The organism is Prevotella sp. Rep29, from assembly GCF_019551475.1.
Classification (GTDB): Bacteria; Bacteroidota; Bacteroidia; order Bacteroidales; family Bacteroidaceae; genus Prevotella.
Genome location: NZ_CP047159.1, coordinates 1,575,442 through 1,593,590 on the forward strand (window position 1 = coordinate 1,575,442; position 18,149 = coordinate 1,593,590).

Annotated in this window: 14 protein-coding genes and 1 pseudogene; 5 read left to right on the forward strand and 10 right to left on the reverse strand. The window is 45.6% G+C overall.

Annotation, left to right across the window (positions count from 1 at the left end; translation table 11 throughout):
- Positions 1-59: 59 nt before the first annotated feature.
- The 5 genes from GRF55_RS06740 to GRF55_RS06760 all read right to left on the reverse strand — a co-directional run bounded on the left by GRF55_RS06740 (position 60) and on the right by GRF55_RS06760 (position 6,196).
- The gene (locus GRF55_RS06740) at positions 60-632 is read right to left on the reverse strand and encodes a Crp/Fnr family transcriptional regulator (protein ID WP_220367687.1); all 573 of its coding nucleotides are present in this window, start codon (positions 630-632) and stop codon (positions 60-62) included.
- Positions 633-737: 105 nt separating this feature from the next.
- Positions 738-2,591 (reverse strand): class I SAM-dependent DNA methyltransferase, encoded by a 1,854-nt coding sequence (locus GRF55_RS06745; RefSeq protein WP_220367688.1) that lies wholly within the window; start codon positions 2,589-2,591, stop codon positions 738-740.
- A 3-nt stretch (positions 2,592-2,594) separates the two neighbouring features.
- The gene (locus tag GRF55_RS06750; protein ID WP_220367689.1) at positions 2,595-3,170 is read right to left on the reverse strand and encodes an HNH endonuclease signature motif containing protein; all 576 of its coding nucleotides are present in this window, start codon (positions 3,168-3,170) and stop codon (positions 2,595-2,597) included.
- A 7-nt stretch (positions 3,171-3,177) separates the two neighbouring features.
- The gene (locus GRF55_RS06755; protein ID WP_220367690.1) at positions 3,178-3,810 is read right to left on the reverse strand and encodes a hypothetical protein; all 633 of its coding nucleotides are present in this window, start codon (positions 3,808-3,810) and stop codon (positions 3,178-3,180) included.
- A gap of 1 nt (position 3,811) precedes the next feature.
- The gene (locus GRF55_RS06760) at positions 3,812-6,196 is read right to left on the reverse strand and encodes a sensor histidine kinase (RefSeq protein WP_220367691.1); all 2,385 of its coding nucleotides are present in this window, start codon (positions 6,194-6,196) and stop codon (positions 3,812-3,814) included.
- Between the two features lie 743 nt (positions 6,197-6,939).
- Here GRF55_RS06760 and GRF55_RS06765 point away from each other — a divergent pair.
- Complete coding sequence (locus GRF55_RS06765; protein ID WP_220367692.1) at positions 6,940-8,118, forward strand: anaerobic sulfatase-maturation protein; 1,179 nt, start codon at positions 6,940-6,942, stop codon at positions 8,116-8,118.
- Complete coding sequence (locus GRF55_RS06770; protein WP_220367693.1) at positions 8,115-9,656, forward strand: sulfatase; 1,542 nt, start codon at positions 8,115-8,117, stop codon at positions 9,654-9,656. The genes GRF55_RS06765 and GRF55_RS06770 overlap by 4 nt, the downstream gene beginning before the upstream one ends.
- Before the next feature lie 269 nt (positions 9,657-9,925).
- On the opposite strand, the pseudogene GRF55_RS11835 reads toward GRF55_RS06770, so the two are convergent.
- Together GRF55_RS11835 and GRF55_RS06780 are read right to left on the reverse strand one after the other, a co-directional pair.
- A pseudogene (locus tag GRF55_RS11835) lies at positions 9,926-10,213 on the reverse strand (nitrous oxide-stimulated promoter family protein); the annotation flags it as partial.
- A gap of 10 nt (positions 10,214-10,223) precedes the next feature.
- Positions 10,224-10,847: a flavodoxin family protein gene (locus GRF55_RS06780; protein ID WP_220367695.1), complete on the reverse strand. Its 624-nt coding sequence runs from the start codon at positions 10,845-10,847 to the stop codon at positions 10,224-10,226.
- Between the two features lie 331 nt (positions 10,848-11,178).
- Between GRF55_RS06780 and GRF55_RS06785 the strand changes: the two genes are divergently transcribed.
- The 3 genes from GRF55_RS06785 to GRF55_RS06795 all read left to right on the forward strand — a co-directional run bounded on the left by GRF55_RS06785 (position 11,179) and on the right by GRF55_RS06795 (position 15,904).
- A complete protein-coding gene (locus tag GRF55_RS06785; RefSeq protein WP_220367696.1) occupies positions 11,179-12,750 on the forward strand; it encodes a patatin-like phospholipase family protein in 1,572 nt (523 codons plus the stop codon).
- Positions 12,751-12,783: 33 nt separating this feature from the next.
- Complete coding sequence (locus tag GRF55_RS06790) at positions 12,784-13,800, forward strand: DUF3089 domain-containing protein (RefSeq protein ID WP_220367697.1); 1,017 nt, start codon at positions 12,784-12,786, stop codon at positions 13,798-13,800.
- Between the two features lie 469 nt (positions 13,801-14,269).
- Complete coding sequence (locus GRF55_RS06795; protein WP_220367698.1) at positions 14,270-15,904, forward strand: dipeptidase; 1,635 nt, start codon at positions 14,270-14,272, stop codon at positions 15,902-15,904.
- A gap of 111 nt (positions 15,905-16,015) precedes the next feature.
- Here GRF55_RS06795 and GRF55_RS06800 read toward each other — a convergent pair whose 3' ends face one another.
- Genes GRF55_RS06800 through GRF55_RS06810 form a run of 3 tightly spaced genes read right to left on the reverse strand, consistent with a single transcriptional unit; the run spans position 16,016 to position 18,142 of the window.
- Complete coding sequence (locus tag GRF55_RS06800) at positions 16,016-16,570, reverse strand: hypothetical protein (protein ID WP_220367699.1); 555 nt, start codon at positions 16,568-16,570, stop codon at positions 16,016-16,018.
- A gap of 22 nt (positions 16,571-16,592) precedes the next feature.
- Positions 16,593-17,762: a penicillin-binding transpeptidase domain-containing protein gene (locus GRF55_RS06805; protein WP_220367700.1), complete on the reverse strand. Its 1,170-nt coding sequence runs from the start codon at positions 17,760-17,762 to the stop codon at positions 16,593-16,595.
- Positions 17,759-18,142 (reverse strand): LytTR family DNA-binding domain-containing protein, encoded by a 384-nt coding sequence (locus GRF55_RS06810; RefSeq protein ID WP_255563743.1) that lies wholly within the window; start codon positions 18,140-18,142, stop codon positions 17,759-17,761. The genes GRF55_RS06805 and GRF55_RS06810 overlap by 4 nt, the downstream gene beginning before the upstream one ends.
- Positions 18,143-18,149 lie beyond the last annotated feature (7 nt).

The following is an 18,149-nucleotide window of genomic DNA, read 5'->3' on the forward strand; positions in this document are numbered from 1 at the left end:
AGCACAATAGAAAGTAAAAGAAGCGTCATTATGGCAAACTCTCAAAACATTTTGAGAATTTACAGACCAAAAGTTATCTCTCTACGTATGTTGCTGATAGTTGTTGGTGTAACTTTTAGATAAGAGGCTATATCTTTTAGGTTGATACTTTGTACTATTTCAGGACAACGAAGGAGTAAACGTTTATAACGCTCCCTGGTTGTCATGCGATAAGTATCAAGATATTGTGTATAGACCTGCGAAAAGAGATGGTCGGATATGGCTCGCTTAAGCTCTCTCATACCATTGGAATCTAACAGTTTACCTAATTCTTCACCACCTAATTGAAAGACCTTACAGGAAGTGCCTGCAACAATTGTCACTTCTGACGTCTTGTTTGAAAGACAATTTGGATAATCGCCCACAAACTCCCTCTCAAAGGCAAAGCCTGTAATATAATCCTTTTGTTCAGAGGAATTATGTACCATGTAGTTGAAGTAGCCACATTCAACAAGCCCAATAAACCGAGATTCTTCACCTGCTTTGATGAAATAATCGCCTTTAGCGTATTGTGTCAAACGTCCGTGATTAACACAATACTCATTCAGCGCAGAGAGGTCAAGACCATTGATGTATGAATTGAAGCCTGTCATATCTACAATTTGTTGGCACCCATATATCTTACTTCCTTAATTCCTGATTATAACAACTCCAATGTGTGGTAATACTCTACCAAATATCCTCAATAATTCTCGTCACTACACAGTCAGTCCATATCGCACCCTCAACCACCTTTCAATTCCCATCCTATCATTCATAGTCAACAATTCATCCTCTTCTACTGATGTGAACTCAGGTATTCCAAAATGCTTAATATCTACCCCGCTTAACGAATAATAACCAGAAGCGTATGGCTTTGCATTAGCTTGAATATACCCCCAAAATAGATTACTTTCTATAACTGCTTTTAATATTCTCAGTTTTTTCTCGTTCGGGCTTACAAATGCCAAACCATTATACAACATCATGTCTGGATCATCACAAATTACACATCGTAAAGGTTTATTTGCAAACTTCGGAAAAAACAACTTATATCTAGGCATAACCAGAGACTGCGTTCGTCCAAACGCATACCATTGAGGGTAGGTGCAGGTTTTGCCCTTATCTCTATTCGTCAAAACATTTTTTTTTGCCTCTAAATAAGCCAAAGCATTCGGAAACAGTCGTCTCATTTCATCAGGAGTATAAACAAAAGCGCGACCATTCTCAATTCGATAGGGAAAAATAACCTTCTCTATCAACAAATCCAAATCACCAATAGCATTGAGTCTATTAGGATTCACAATATCGCGACAAATTCCTCTTTCTATTGGGAATTTAGTCCCTTCTTGATCAATATAGAAATATTCTTCATTTTCAGCAACAGGCTTAAAGATATATATATCATTACTCAAAGTTGCAATACCATGTCTGGAGGAACAATAATCCTTAATTTGTATACCTACCGCTTCAATAGCCGTTGTTTCATCAAAGTTGTTCAACGTCCATCCTTTCTCATCATCCAATGCTTCAAACGGCACAGCTGTGTAGTGCCCATTATCAGTTAAGTCACCCTGCTCATTCACCGCATAATGAATATTCTCCGCCGTTTCTTGTTTGTCTAAATAGAACAAACACGTATAAGTGTTCTTCGAATCAAAAACTTGGTAACCACGAAAATCAACGATACTTATCGAACACCTATTCCGCGAGAAATAGTTCCTTATCGCTCTGCCATTGACAGACCTCAAAAAGGTATTCATTGTGATATATCCCAGACGACCAGCATCATTCAACATTTCGATGGCAATCTGGAAAAAAGGTATATATAGGTCAGGGTGACCAGAAGAGCAAACCTCATAGGCACTTAACTTTGCATGAGTCTCTTCTGATAAGTTTCTGGAACAGACATACGGCGGATTACCAACAATGATGTCAAACCCAATAAAAAGAGGATTCCAATCTCCGCATCTAAAATCTAGCGTGTCTCTGCACAAAAGGTTAAATTCAAAATCTTCATCCTCCCCTTCTGTAAGCGCCAGTAAGCTCAAAAGCACCCTAGTTCTCTCTATGGAATACTCCTGTATATCAATCCCGTAGACATTCTCTCCGAATATCTCTAAATACTTTTTCCCTGTCTTATGATGTATCCATTGTGCAGCATCCATCAAGAATCCTCCACATCCGCATGATATATCCGCAATCCTGATATTCCAGATATTTTCTTCACTTTTATCACCTAATACCTTCTGCAATATCGTCCTTCGTACATCCTTAGGTGTATATACTGCACCCGTCACTATTCTATCTGCCGGTGATATAACAAACTCGAACAACTTCACCAGGATTTCCAACGATATTTTTGAACCATATTCATCTCTAATATGTTCGCGCACATTCTGAAAAGCCTCATAATCAGCATCACCTTTACCTATACAGTACTGAGAAAGAAATACAGATTTGGGGGGTACCATCCCGTTACTTTCTATAAAAGCAGATACGAACAGCCTATTGACTGTTCGCTCATCTGCAGGAACATTGCGAGTAATATAAGACAACGTTACCGACGACATATATCAAACTCCATAAAACGAATTAATAATGCCTCGATATTGTCTGTACAAATCAATCAGCGCATCCTTTTTCTCTTCTGGAATAAAACTCTTGTCAAATAAAGCCTCCAGTTTATCTATATTTGATTCCAATCGCTCGCAGTTCCATAAAATCTCATGCTGCTTCTTCCATAGTTTCAGATTTTCATACATCCAGCCTCCTAACTCAGTTACCTGATGTATCTTACCATCTTCTCCTCTTTCAAATTGAGAATCATAATCCTGAGAACAAGGATCTACCCACCCCACTTTCCCATCATTGGGTTTTGTTTTATCACCAGTGGGCCATTTGTTGCTTTTCGCATTATTACACGACTTGCATGCATAGACTAAATTAGAATACTCAGTCACCTTTGTGTCATCTACAGTCTGAGGCACAAAGTGGTCTATCTCAAAACTGTAAGCACGAGGAGTGTCCCTGTCATCACAATAACCGCACCGACAATTGAAATCAGTTTTTAGCTGATTGCGATAGGCATGGAAATCATTTTGATGCGCAACCCCGACAGTTCGGGTAGGCGTTTTTTCTCTCAACTTCATACCACTCCTATTTATTCAAAGATTTCAGAATCTCTTCTGACAGTGAAACAATGCTACGCAAGTCTTTGACTGCCTCAGTCTGCATTTTGTCAGGCGACAAGGGATTTGCTGCCGGGTCAATTTTACTCAACTCCACGTGCAAATTAAGCAACTCTTTCTCCTCATCTTCTGACAGTCCATCTGCTGTATCTTGTTTGGCTTCCAATTCTTTTGTTCTTTGCTCCACATCATGTACTATCCTATGATAGGACTCAACAGAACCTTTTATTTGATTTTTCAGCAGCTCCACCGTCTTTGGGTCGTTCAATCCGTCCTTGTCATTCACGAGAAATGCATTGTTAACTCTTTGGATAGCAGCATCAACATATGATGTCATCATAAAAACCGGAAAATATCGCTTGCGTTCATTAATAACTTCAAGCACCTGATTTCCATCATACTGGACATCACCTTTTTCTGCAAGTTTATAATCAACAGCCAATGCCTGTATTTCTTGCCTGTCAATTTCTTCTAAAAGGAGGTCCAAGGTAAACACCTTGGTAAAGTCGTCAAGCATAACAACTTCAAAATCTTTCTTGAAAATGCGGTTAAAAGTATTCCTATTACCCTTATTCTCGTCTAAATAACCTAATCTTATCATATTAATACATTTTTAATCTTATGCATAAACCGAAGCCTACTGTACGGGGCGTCATAACAGAAATGGCACTGCCTTTATATTCTGCCAATGTAGCTTTTGTAATATACAATCCAAGGCCAGTTCCTATTTTATTTCCATCTTGATCATATTTTGACGATTCAAAAGCGTTGAATATATCATTGGGGTGTCCTTTATATTCTTCAGCAAGTCCTATTCCAGTATCTTCAAATAGAACAACGATATTTTCATCCTCAACTCCACCCTTGATGGTAATCAAGCGATTTTCGGTTTTTTTGCTCTCTTTTATAGCGTATATTGAATTCGAAAGAAGATTGTTAAAGATGGTGTCTAAATCTATAACGAATGCTCTTACCCTCATCTCGGGTGAAAAACCTGATATTACTAAATCTATGTTCAACTCATCTAGAACAGTATGCCAAGTGGACTGGAAGTGCTCAAAATACTCATCCATACCAAACGCCTTACGTGTTCTCTTGTCTCTATTAATTGAGTTTATAGAGAAATTCAACCAACTTCTTATATTCTGGTCTTGATTACGCAAGTCTCTTATCAGGCTATATGGATTATCGTATTCACTCAAACCCAATTTCGCCACATCTTCTTCGCTCATAATATTTTCCACTGCGCAACGCAAATCCTCAGAACGGGAGTCAGAAAGAATAGCTATATTCTTCAATTCATGAGCAAACGATGTTATTACCAATCCTGTACTAGCAAGATTCCTGAGTAATCTTATTTCATTTTCTCTTTCTTCTGCCTCCTGCTTTAGGACAAGATAGCCAGTACGAATCTTGTTGTATGATTCCTCGTCTATCTTTCCTTTTTTTATAGCCTCTTCGGCTTCTGCCTTTGCAGTTCCTTTCGGATGTAGAGTATCGTACAACTGTGACAGGTTAAACATCACCGTGTTGCGGTCTTTCTCCATCAAACCTATTATACCAAGAAGGATATCCTTGAACAGTTCTACTACTACATTTTCTTGAAGTCCCTCTCGACCGGATTTGTCTTGCAGGTAGATATTGTCTAATCTTGAAATTTCAACAGCACCAACTATTTGGTTCTGTCTGATATGATAACCACCTTTGCGTTGTCCGGCACCTATTGGGTTAGCAGAATAGCGATCGCCCAAATGCAACCAGTCATCACCGTTCTCTCCATACGGTCTTACACGGAACTTGTCTCTATAAATTTTGACTCCTACATTACGTTTCAGCCACTCCCTTCTGCAAGATGGCGAAAACAGACGGTATGGATACTTCGCTTCGTCACCTTCTCCTTTACCATCAGACTTTGCACTCTTTACAAAGAAGAAATTAAAACGGAATGCGCCAAGTTCTTTTATGTGGTTAGCTAATCTTACTCGATTATCAACCTTCAGTTTTGACATGGAAAGCGACAATTCATAACCGCCAGCCTCAAATTCTGATAAACGATATGGGAATTCTCTCATGTCTTCCCTTTGGAACAAACCTACATAATCATTACGCAAACGTTCTACATCAAGCTCGTTCCGCAGCACCTTCACTTTCAGACTGTCCTTCCCATCATAAACCGCAGAAACAGAATAGTCATAATTATCATATTCAGCAAGTTCAATGCGACCGAGCCCGTCATTTCCTTGCACATATAGATAAATATCAAATACTGGAATATTAAAAGGCGGGACAAGATCTTGCAGTGATGAATAAAGGTGTTCCAATTGTTCGTCATCCCACTCGTCATTCAACTCCGTTACGCTCAACAATGTCCCTGTCTCAAATTTCGGAAAAGTAATTCCGAACTTACTCCCAAGATTTGAGAGGAATTGATGGCCAACTGCTAATGAAATAATATCAATATCAGCTGTAATTTCAGAAACACTTGTCCCTGGCTTATCGAAATCAGACCAGTTTACTTTCCAATCATATCCATGACCATCTTTCGTAAAAGTCAGCATTTCAGCCTTCATTCCTAATCTGTTTAGAGCAAAACGGCCTATACCCTTGGCACCAGACTTCACCCTTCCGCTTTCTGTCATAGCGTTATAAAGTTTATCATCTGTTCCAATCCGCATCCAACAAGTCTCGATAATCTTATCAGTCATTCCAGTACCCCAGTCCAGGATATAAAGGATACGATTATTCTGTTCATCTTCTCCAAATAATATATAGCAATAATGAGAATCCGCATCGTATGCATTTTTCACCAGTTCCACTATAGCGCCCTCTGGATTTGAGAAATTCTCAGATCCAATAAGCATTGCTGTACGTGCCGAAACAGAAAATGGAATCTTCATTCTATTATATGACTCTTTTTTATTTGCAAAATTAATACTTTTCTTCCGTTTAATATTAAATTCCTTTATATTATTATTGTTATTTAACAATTTTCAATCATAAAAAGGCATATTTGCCCATTAATAATCCCAGAAACACTTCATTCTATTCTGTAAAAAAAAGCATCATTCCACATCGTTCACTAAACGATGAAAGTTTTTCCGATTGTCCAAGCAATAGTATCTACGCTATGAAAAAGAAAACTACAGATTTAAAGACTAAGCGTAGAAAAACAACTACCGTCCAAAAGAAAAAGGAACTATCTATTCTCAGTTTAGTTTATCCCCATATTATATATCCATAATCCAAACTAAACCTTTTATTTCGGCAAATTATATCGTCACGAGATAGAAGAGACAGATTACACCTCAACAGTGTCCCCGAGAGACAGACTTTTAATGACACTTCCAGGCAATAAAAAGGGGCGTTTTTACGTTATAATATAAACATCTGCAAAAAACTGAAAAGAAATGAGCATGAAAAGGCTATTTGGAGGGACAGCGATTGAAGCACAAATGCACTCGCTTCACAACGATTGCAAGAATGTGCAAAAATCTGCGTTAAGAAGTGTAAACGTGCAAAGAACTGGAAAAACAATTTTGCAGATGTTTGCATTTTCTTTTTTTGACGGCAGTCATATTTGCAGATTTTTGCCTATTTTACGTCCCCCACCGTCCCTCAGAGTCACTTTAGACACCCTAAAACGAAGGCATTCATACTGATTATCAGTCACTTATATTTGCAGATTTTACATTCTGCGTCGGAAAGTAAGAGTAAGAGCACTAATAATATCATGAACGATACGATATACGCATTTGCCCGTCCGCTTTACGTTATGCTGAAGCCTGTGGGTCCGCGCTGCAATCTTGGTTGCAGTTACTGCTATTATCTGGAGAAACAGCAGTGGGCGATGTCTGATGATGCACCTGTGATAAGCGAGGAACTGCTTGAGAAGTTTGTGAAGGAGTATCTGGCTGCTCAGACTTCGCGCGATGTTTTTTTTGTCTGGCATGGCGGTGAACCTCTCCTGCGCCCTGTTGCTTTCTACGAGAAGGCTGTGGAATTGCAGCGCCGTTATGGTGGAGAGTTGCATATAGAGAACTGCATACAAACCAATGGTACGCTGCTTACTGAGGAGTGGTGCCGTTTTTTCCGAGAGAATGGTTTTCTGGTAGGCGTCTCTATTGACGGTCCGCAGTTCCTGCATGATCGTTATCGTCGCACGGCTGACCGCCGTCCTTCGTTTGAGAGCGTGATGCAGGGCATTGATCTTTTGCGCCGGCATGGTGTTGAATGGAATGCGATGGCAACGGTGAACCGTTTCAATGCAGACCATCCGCATACGTTTTACCGGTTTTTCCGCGATTTGGGATGTCGATATCTCCAGTTCACGCCTGTTGTAGAACCGTCGCCAGATGATGGTCGGCAACAGATTGTAACGGAAGAGAGCGTGACACCCGGGCAGTGGGGCAACTTCCTCTGCCAACTGTTCGATGAATGGGCGGAACATGACGTGGGACAAATCTCCATACAGTTGTTTGAGGCTACTCTTGCCAACTGGATGGGAGTGACACCGGGGCTTTGCATGTTGTCGCGCCATTGCGGTCATGCTGGTGTGATGGAGGCGAACGGCGATGTGTACAGTTGTGACCATTTCGTGTTTCCGTCATATCGGTTGGGAAATCTCACCCGTCAGACGTTGACGTCCATGATGTATTCCGAGCAGCAGCAATCTTTTGGTCAAAGAAAGATGACGGGACTGCCTCGTCAATGCCATGAGTGTCGATTTCTGTTTGCCTGCAATGGCGAATGTCCCAAGAACCGTTTACTCAGCGACCGCTACGGGCAACCCGGACTCAACTATCTTTGCGAGGGCTACCTCCAATACTTCGCCCATGTGGCTCCCTTCATGGAACAGATGGCACAAACAGACATCAACCAAACAGAAAGAAACAAAGAGAAACCACTATGAGACAAAAATTCCTTCCCCGCCTCGTGACCACTGTCGCGATTGCCGTCCCTGCCACGGCACTGGCTCAACAGCGCCCAAACATTATCCTGTTCATGGTTGATGACATGGGGTGGCAAGACACGTCTGTTCCTTTCTGGAACCAACGCACGCCACTGAACAACACTTACGAGACGCCCAACATGGAGCGCCTTGCCAGCGAGGGGATGCTCTTCTCTCAGGCATACGCTGCCCCTATCAGTTCGCCCAGTCGCTGTTCACTGATGACCGGTGCCAACGCTGCCCGTCACCGTGTGACTAACTGGACGTTGAAGCGTGGTGAATCGACTGATATTGATGATGCAGAAGTTGCAACACCCGAATGGAACTGGAACGGCATCAGTCAGACCGCCGGCACCGACCACACATTCCAAGCACGTTCGTTCGTTGATATTCTCCGTGCCAACGGATACCACACCATTCACGTAGGCAAGGCACACTGGGGAGCGCTCGACACGCCGGGTGAACAGCCTGAGCATTTCGGCTTCGAAGTCAACATCGGCGGACATGCAGCAGGCGGACCTGCCACCTATCTGAGCGAACAGAATTACGGTCACGACGCTAAAGGAAATCCCACGTCACCCATGCACATACCTGGATTGCAGAAGTATTGGCAGTCGGGAACATTCCTCACCGAAGCACTCACGCAGGAATGCCTCGCAGCACTCGACAAGGCGAAGCAATACGGTCAGCCGTTCTACCTCTACATGTCGCACTATGCGGTTCATATTCCTATTGACCGTGACGTGCGCTACTATCAGAAGTATCGTGACAAGGGGCTCTCGGAAAAAGAGGCTGCCTATGCTTCTCTTATTGAGGGTATGGATGAGAGTCTTGGTGAGATTCTTGGATGGCTTGACAGGAATGGTGAGCGGGAGCGCACTGTTATTATTTTCATGAGTGACAATGGCGGTTATGCAACTGGGAGCTATTATCGCGATGAGCCGCTTTTCACCCAGAATGCGCCGCTCAGGTCGGGCAAGGGTTCTCTTTTGGAGGGTGGCATCCGTGAGCCGATGATTGTGCGGTGGCCCGGTGTTGTGAAGGCAGGTAGCCGTTGTAACAGTTATTTGATGATTGAGGATTTTTATCCTACTATTCTTCAGATGGCTGGCATTAGGCGTTATCGTGTTCCCCAACGGATAGACGGGCGCAGTTTCATGCCTTTGCTGTGTCAGTCTGGCAATCCGTCGAAGGGACGGCCGTTGATTTGGAACTATCCTAATGTCTGGGGGAACACTGGACCGGGCATCAGTCTCAATTGTGCCATTCGGTTGGATCAATGGAAATTGATTTATAACTACAAGACTGGTGTGAAGGAATTGTATGATGTTGAGAATGACATCAGTGAGGAGAATAATTTGGCTGCTACTCGTCCTGAGGTTGTTCGGAAGCTGTCTCGTCTGCTGGGTCGTGAATTGCGGCGAATGAATGCTCAGCGCCCTGTTTTTAAGAAAACCGGCAAGCCGTGTCCGTGGCCTGATGAGCATTTCGGGAACTAAGAAGGAGCCCCTCCCTAACTTCCGTTCCCTACCCTCTTCCGTTTTATCCAACCCTTCAGTCGCTGATAGCCTTCAACGCCGATGATGGTGAGCCCTCCATACTGGCAGGTTTTGGCAAGTCCGAAGAGAATGGTCCATAGGACTCCTTTCGCAACGGCACTGATGGGCAGGAGCATCTGCGCGAACGACAGCAGATAAAGGGGGATGCAAGACAGCAGAAGGATGACTCCTGTGCGGTACGACAGCCCTTGCAACCACATTTTGAGATTGTCTGCGGCATGATACAAGGCATCTTTCGGAGCATAGACCATCATCCTCGGTCCCATCCATCGCATCACGCTGCGAATCTGCTCGCGTTCTTCGGGAGCATAGCAATGGACCGGACAGCGCTTGCATGTCTTTTTCTTTTCGCCAAACTGGCAGTGGTCAAGACGCTGACAGGCATAGTTTGCCAGTTGTTGATATTGGTCCGGCATTGCTTTCTGCTTCAGATGATGGCGACAATATAGTCTTATCATCTTGCAGACAGTCTGCTTTTCACGTTCAATCCTATTCATCGGTCTGCATTTAGCGAGCGCTTATTTTCTCAGCCATCCGCTTGCCGGCGTCATAAGCCCGCTGAAGGTCTTGCTCCCGTTTCATCGGTTCGGGGAAGACAGCCAACTCATAACGGTCATAGTTTTTCACCTGATAGGTGCTATAAGCATCCACATGTTCCACGTCGCCCATCGCACGTTTCAGGCTATCCTCCACAATCCCCATCATCTGGTATATCATTTTCGCCTGCTCTTCGTTCGCATTCATCGTGTAGGTCAGCAACACCGGCATCTGCTTCGGGGCTGTCAGGCTATAGTCGTTGTAAGACAACCAGGCGAAAATGAGCCGCTCAAGGAAAGCCCGCAACTGAGCAGTCACCTCACTGAAATAGATTGGAGAGCCCAGCACCAAGCCATCCGCCTGAGCCACCTCTTCAAGAATCGGCGTCAGGGCATCCCTGAACTTGCACACGTTAGACACCTTCCCTTTCAACTTACAAGCCATACACGACATACAGCCTTTATAGTCTATATCATACAGGCGCACTGTCTTCACTTCAATCTCGTCACTCACCGAACGGGCACCTTCTGCAATCTTTCCCAACATGGCTGCCGTGTTGAACGTCTTGCGGGGACCGCCGTCAATGATCATCATCTTTTTCATCGAATAAATTCCGTCTTTTAATGATTAATACTTACTTATCAAAGTAACGACACGAGCCATTGCCTCGCCCTGTCATCACCTTTTTACGCCCGTAAAATTACAACTTTTTTCCGAATTACTGGCAAACAACCCAAGAATAATTGGAGTTGATGATGCCAAAGCAAACGACACAAAAACAGGACAATACTTGCGCAAATGCAGGAAATATTGTATCTTTGTGCACAATAACACGCACAACCCTTTCGCTGAAAGGGCTTTGCGAAAATGCACCAAGAGAGAGATTGCTCATTTCTTAAAGAACATCACTTAATACAATCACATTATGGCAAAAATTGCACTCAGCTTATCAGGAGGCGGATACCGCGCAGCCACCTATCACCTCGGAACACTCTCCTACCTCAACCACTTGCGCACAAGCGACGGACGGACACTGCTCGACCACGTCTCAGCCGTATCGACCATATCGGGAGGAACACTCACGGGACTATGGCTCATACTCGGAAAAACACGCGGATGGAGCAACGAAGAGATACTCGGACGCCTATACAAGCTGCTGCTGACAGGCGACGTAATCGGAAGAGCGAGCCGGGAATTTCTCTGCGGAGAAAGCGACAACCACTCGCTCATACGCGAAATGGTCAGGATTTATGACGAAGACATCTTTGAAGGTGCTACCGTAGGCGACCTCATGGAAAAGATTGACGACATCAGCATCGACGACTTCTCCGCCAATGCCACCGAATTCACTAACGCGCTCGAGTTCCGTTTCGCCATAGGAAAGAAAACCGTCATGCCAAACGGAAGGACATCCGAAGCCGTCTTCGGCAACAACTCCTACCGCATACCGAAGGAAATCGCCTCACAAATACGCCTGGCTGAAGTCTTCGCCGCATCGTCATGCTTCCCTGGAGGCTTCGAAGCACTGTTCTTCCCACGCGACTTCCAGCTCAACAGCAAACCCGAAAACGCCGAATATCTCTCAACCATAAAACCGCTGCCGCTCATGGACGGCGGTGTCGTTGACAACCAAGGCATCGAACCCATCAACCTGCTCCGCAAACGGCAAGGGCGCGACCTCGACCTCTTCATCATTTCCGATGCCGGCTGCGGAAAGGAACATCCTTACACCTTCGAAGAGACCAACGCCATGGACCATCTGACCGTCCATAAAGTAAACGTCGCACTGAACATCGGTCTTCTGGGAATGGCACAGTTCCTGCTCTGGGTGCCCAAGGGATTCTGGTTCGGATTTTTCCTTGGCTTGACCTTGCTGTTCCTGACATTGCGCCTCGCCACAGCTTTGAGCTCACGCAAACTGCTGAAGAAATATTCGCGAGAGGTGCCTTTCAGTTTCAGTTGGAAAGGATTGTTGCACATCCCGTTCTCCAAATACATCAACCTGCTCACCTCGCGCGCCACATCCATGTATTCACTCACGGACAAAGTGTTCATGAAACACATCCGCTCACTCAACTACGCCACCATCTACGAAGACCCGAAATGGCAGAACCGGCGCATCATGAGTGCACTCTACGAGCTCTGCACGGGCAAAAACTGGCTGAAACATCTGGTTGGTGAAGAGAAAGAAATGATGACGCCAAGCGAAGCCATCATCAAAAACAGCGACATCGCTGCGGAGATGGGAACCACACTCTGGTGGAGCGACCACGACCGCGCCATCGGCAAACCCGAAGCACTCGTAACGACAGGACAATACAACGTTTGCTGGAACCTGCTCGAATTCATCTACCGGCTCCGGCGAAACAACGAGAACCTGAGTCCGGAGAGCAAGGTCATCCTCGAACTGCAAGAAACACTCGAGGCCGACTGGAAACGCTTCCAGGAGAACCCGGGATGGCTGCTCGACGAGGTCAACAACGAGTTTGCAAAATAGAAAAACCTGTTCAAAAAAACATCCCTCAAGGACATGAACACACCATGCAGAAGAACGATGATGGCTGCCTGCGCAATAGCAGTAGCCATCACTCTGCTACCCGGCTGCACGACGGGCAGAAAAGCACTGCACACAGCGGACTTCCTCCCTCCCACTCCCCACTACGACGATGCCACGCAATGGTACATCACCGACCGCCATGCCGATGCCGACATATTCTATATCACATCCACCGAAACAGGCGACTATCCGCATGCCGACGGAACGCCCTGCCACTATGCCGACACCTACATCGACAGCCTGAGAAACCCGATACTCGGTGAGATGGAGGGGGTTGACAGGCTGCTCAGCGGTGCGCTCAACTTCTACTCGCCCTATTACCGCCAATGCTCCATGCAGACATTCACCAGCGACAGCACAATCGCCGTGCGCATGCCCGTCGCCACGAACGACATCAAGAAAGCGTTCCGCCATTACCTCAAACACCTCAACAACCAGCGCCCGTTTATTCTTGCGGGATATAGTCAGGGTGCCATGATTCTCCTCGAACTGCTCAAAGAGATGGACAAACAGACCTACAGCCGCATGATTGCCGCCTATGCTGTCGGAGTAAGCATCCCCAAAGAGGTGGCGAATGCGATTCCGCACCTCATACCTGCACAGACAGCCGACGACCTGGGAGTCACCATCTGCTACAACTCTGCAAAAAACATCGCCGGAACCATCCCCATCTTCGACAATAACACCATTGCCATCAACCCCGTCAACTGGCGGACCGACGGTCAGGAAGCCACGCTCATCACAGAGCCATCGCCCGCAAAACCGCTCGACGAACAGAAAAAGGACACGATGACCGTCAAGCTCGACCGCCACACAAACTATCTCTTCGTAGAAGGATTTACCGACCAGGACTACGTGTTGCCGTTCATCGGGAAGGACGGCAACCTCCATACGCGCGAGATATGGCTCTATCGCCAACAACTGCACGACAACATTGCACTCCGAACGGCTCGCTTCCTCGCCACGAGAAACCGCACCTCCCGAAAATAAGGAACTCGACGACGAAGAGCACATTCACCGGTATTTTCTTCACATAACAAGAAAAAAGTTGACACATTCGGGCACACTTGGCTTCCAAAACAGGACTGATGCCGTCGTGGTCGCTTTTGTATTTTTATACATAAGCAGCGTGTCTCGAAACCAAAACTTAAAGCATTGATTTATAAATAGTTAAGAACGCCTTTCCAAAAGTTGAACTTTTAGACTGCAAAAGTTCAACTTTCAGGCGGTGAAAGTTCAACTTTTAGAACGCAAAAGTTGAACTTTTGGAAAACGAAAGTTCAACTGTTATATTTATACGCTTTTACTGTATGTTTATGCACGTTGATTTTTAGCCGTTTTGTTCATATTCTTTACTCCTGAAAAACGATTTTCGGAAAGCATGCGATTTCTGTCAGATAACCGGATAGATTTCAAAAAAAATCCGTAACTTTGCAGAAGATAGTAATTAGAACAGGATATGAAAAAGACATTATCGATTGCAGTAACGGCGTTACTGCTCGCCTTGCCCACTACCGGCAACGCACAAAACGAAGAGTTCGACAGCGACGGCAAGACACCGTTGTCATGCACCAGCATCATGGTCGGAAAGAAAGCCTCGACAGACGGCTCGGTCATCACCTCACACACCTGCGACTCATGGTATCGCACATGGATGAAGATGGTACCCGCAAAAGACCATAAGGCAGGGACAAAAACCGCCATCTACGAAGGACGCATGCACACCCAGTCGGCAGAAGACAGCACAAAGATGTATAAGAAAGGCGAAATACCGCAGGTGAGCCACACCTTCCGCTTCCTCGACACCGCCTACCCCTGTCTGAACGAGAAACAGCTGGGCATCGGAGAGACCACCATCACCGGACGCAAAGAGCTCCGCAACAAGCAAGGCATGTTCATGATTGAAGAGCTGGAACGCATCGCACTGGAGCGCTGCTCCACCGCACGCGACGCCATCCGACTGATGGGCGAACTCATCAAGCAATACGGCTACGGCGACAGCGGCGAATGTCTCACCATCGCCGACAAAAACGAAGTGTGGATTTTCGAAGTGTTCGGCGAAGGACCGAAGAAAATCGGCGGCGTGTGGGCTGCCGTACGCATACCCGACGACCACATTGCCGTCTCCGCAAACATCTGCCGCATCAACAAAATCGACACCAACGACAAAGAAAACTACATGTACTCGGACAACCTCTTCGACGTAGCCAAACGCATGAAACTGTGGGACGGCAAGGAAGAGTTCTCATTCTGGCGCGTGTTCAGCGGCGGAAATTATTTCAACGAGAAGAAAAACTACAGCGTGCGCGAACACTTCATCATGAACGCACTGGCACCTTCACAGCAGTTCTCCGACCAGGTGGAAGACTTGCCACTCAGCGTCAAGCCCGACGAGAAAGTGAGCGTGGAGCGCGTCATGCAACTCTTGGGTTCCTACTATGAAGGCACCGCGAAGAACCTCAGCGGACGCCACATGATTCCCAATCCCAAACGCAAAGACAAAGACGGGAAAATCGTGGAGAGCGAACCCGACAGCATCGTGTCGCCCTTCTCCAATCCATGGATGCGCCCCGACGAAATCAACATGTACTACGCCATGGGCGACTCCACGATGAAAAACATCCGCACCGTCAGCGTACCCTGGTGCGCCTACAGCACCGTCATCCAACTGCGCTCATGGCTGCCCGACGAGGTGGGCGGCGTGGCATGGGTGGCACTCGACAATCCCGGACAAAGCCCACGCTTCCCCATCTTCTGCGGAACCACCAAACTGCCGAAGATGCTCGAAATATGCGGACAACACACCGACCGCGACGACGCCGCACTGTGGCGCTACCGCAAAGCCAACCGCCTCGCCACCGTGCGCTGGGGCACCTACCGCAAGACGATGGAACCCGCACGCGACTATTTCATCGACAAAGGCATGCGCGAACTGCCCTTCGTCGAGAAAGCATGGCAGGAACTGCACGCCACCGACACCAAGAAAGCACAGCAGATGCTCAACGGCTACACCGCCGACTTCTTCGGAGCCACCATCATCCGCTGGGACGAAATGGCACGCCACTTCTGGCGACAGACGTGGGGAGGATTCTAAGAGGCTGACGACACGACACAAGAAAAGAGCTCCGAAGACGAAAAACTTCGGAGCTCTTTTCTTTTTTTACAAAACATTTCGGGATATACCGTCACCGATGCGCAATCATCCTCATTTCATCATCAACTCCGGATGTTCTTTTACTATCTGTAGAATCTCCTCTTTGGGAAGCGGATTTTCCATCTCTTCCACCGTGATATTCCGCACCTCGTAATTCGACACACGCCTCGTCTTCGTGTCCACATCACTATACACCCAAGCCGAGAAGAGCTTATCTGGCACATCTATAAAGACAAACTGAATGAACAAGCCACCCATCATGAACGGTTCCACATTATATATAACGCACTGCCCTTCCACCTCCTTTTTATAATCACCAAATACCGGCACATCAACCTTGCCCTTCCGGTACGAGTCAATCCGCTTGCTCAATGTGTGAATATACTCATTATCCAGCCAATCTTTCTCCTCGAAACGACTAAAACGGATATCATTCAACGATTCCCCACCACTTATACTGTCAGGCAGCGTCAGCTCAGTCCGCACACTATCTCCGACAAGACTGTCGGTTTTTCCAGCCACAGCCTTTGTGTCCTGCCGATGTTGACACCCCGACATCAACAGTAACGAGGTACATACCATACTACAAAAAACTTTCATCATCATTTTTTTACTTTTATATTCTACATTACAGAAAATGCTTCTTCTTCATCCACTCCACAATATCCCGGAACAAGGGACCAGCCATTCCGCCACCACTTGCAGGATACGCCAATTTGTTCATACTAACAATGATGCTGTACTTAGGAGCATCAGCCGGAAAAAAACCACAGAATGACAGGTGAAATTCACTGATTTCTGTCTCACCTGATTCGATGATTCCTACTTGTGCCGTACCCGACTTTCCTGCGACCCTGAGAATTGGTGTACCGGCCTTCCTGCCCAAGCCTTGAGAAACCACATGGTCTAATGCAATTTGCATCTTGCGGATGTTTTCCTCACTGGCTATCCTTGGATTGATTATTTCAACAGAATCCTTTCGTAGAGAAGGTTTAACCATAACCCCATTGTTCGCTATAGCATTATAGAACGTCAACATCTGAATCGGTGCCAATCGCCCCTCATAGCCAATCGAATTCAACAGCAATTGTGCACTTGCCCAAATGCTATCTTTTGGCGAAGTGAAAACCATTGGCTTTAATTCATCAATACCATCAATGGCTCCCGGTTTTCCAAAGCTCATTCTATCGAGCATTTCGTAGTACTTAAGTTCTTTCCCCTTAAATACTTTTTGAACTGCCTTGCTAATTCCTATATTTGAGCTTACTTCTAAGGCTCGTTCCAATGTAATCTTCCCATATCCACCTCTACTCCAGTTATGGTCTAACATCTGTAGTTCATCAACATCCCATACTCCTTCTCCCACATCAACTTCATCATCCAAGCTCACTTCTCCTGTCTCCAACAGAGTCAAGAGTACAGCCGTTATCTTTGTCTGTCCAGGTTCCTGCTGATAACCAAAGTTTCTGCATGGCTGGAACTTTCCATCGTATCTCCGCTCCCTGCCTGCCATCGCCAAAATTCTACCCGTATTAACCTCCATCACAATCACCTGCCCTTGTAAACCATCTATCTCTTCCAGCTTAACATTCAAGAGTGAATCAACAGCGTTTTGCAGTTCAGGGGCAATTGTTGTGTCCCCTAATTTTTCCTTATTCTGAGAAAATCTTGTATGTAAGAATATCCCTAAGATTACTATCAGCATTACTCCAAATAATGCTGCAAGTATGATATGCCATTTTTTCCATCTATCCTGTCCTTGGGGATTTCCCAGTACCTGTAATTCGTCGTCTCTCATAATTTAACCTCCTTTCCTATTGCTGATTCCAGATATAATTTTAACTGTTTCAACGCCTCTTTTGAAGCAGATAATGTAAAGGCATGGTTGAGCACTATATCCGACATGATTAGAATCTGTTTGTTAACATTAACTTTACAAATATACTCCCGATTGATAATGAGTTGCTTTCCTATTCGGATAAACATCTCAGCCTGTTTACCAAGCTGTTTCTCTATCAATTGTTGGCAATGGGCAAGATTCATGCTAAACACATGCTCCGTCTTGTCGTGCAGCACCATTGTCGAATAATTGCCATCCGACTCGATGTACACCACCCGTTCCGGTTTCACTCGCACCAGCTCGGTCGTATTCGAAATAATTAACACGTTACTACTCACAGATATT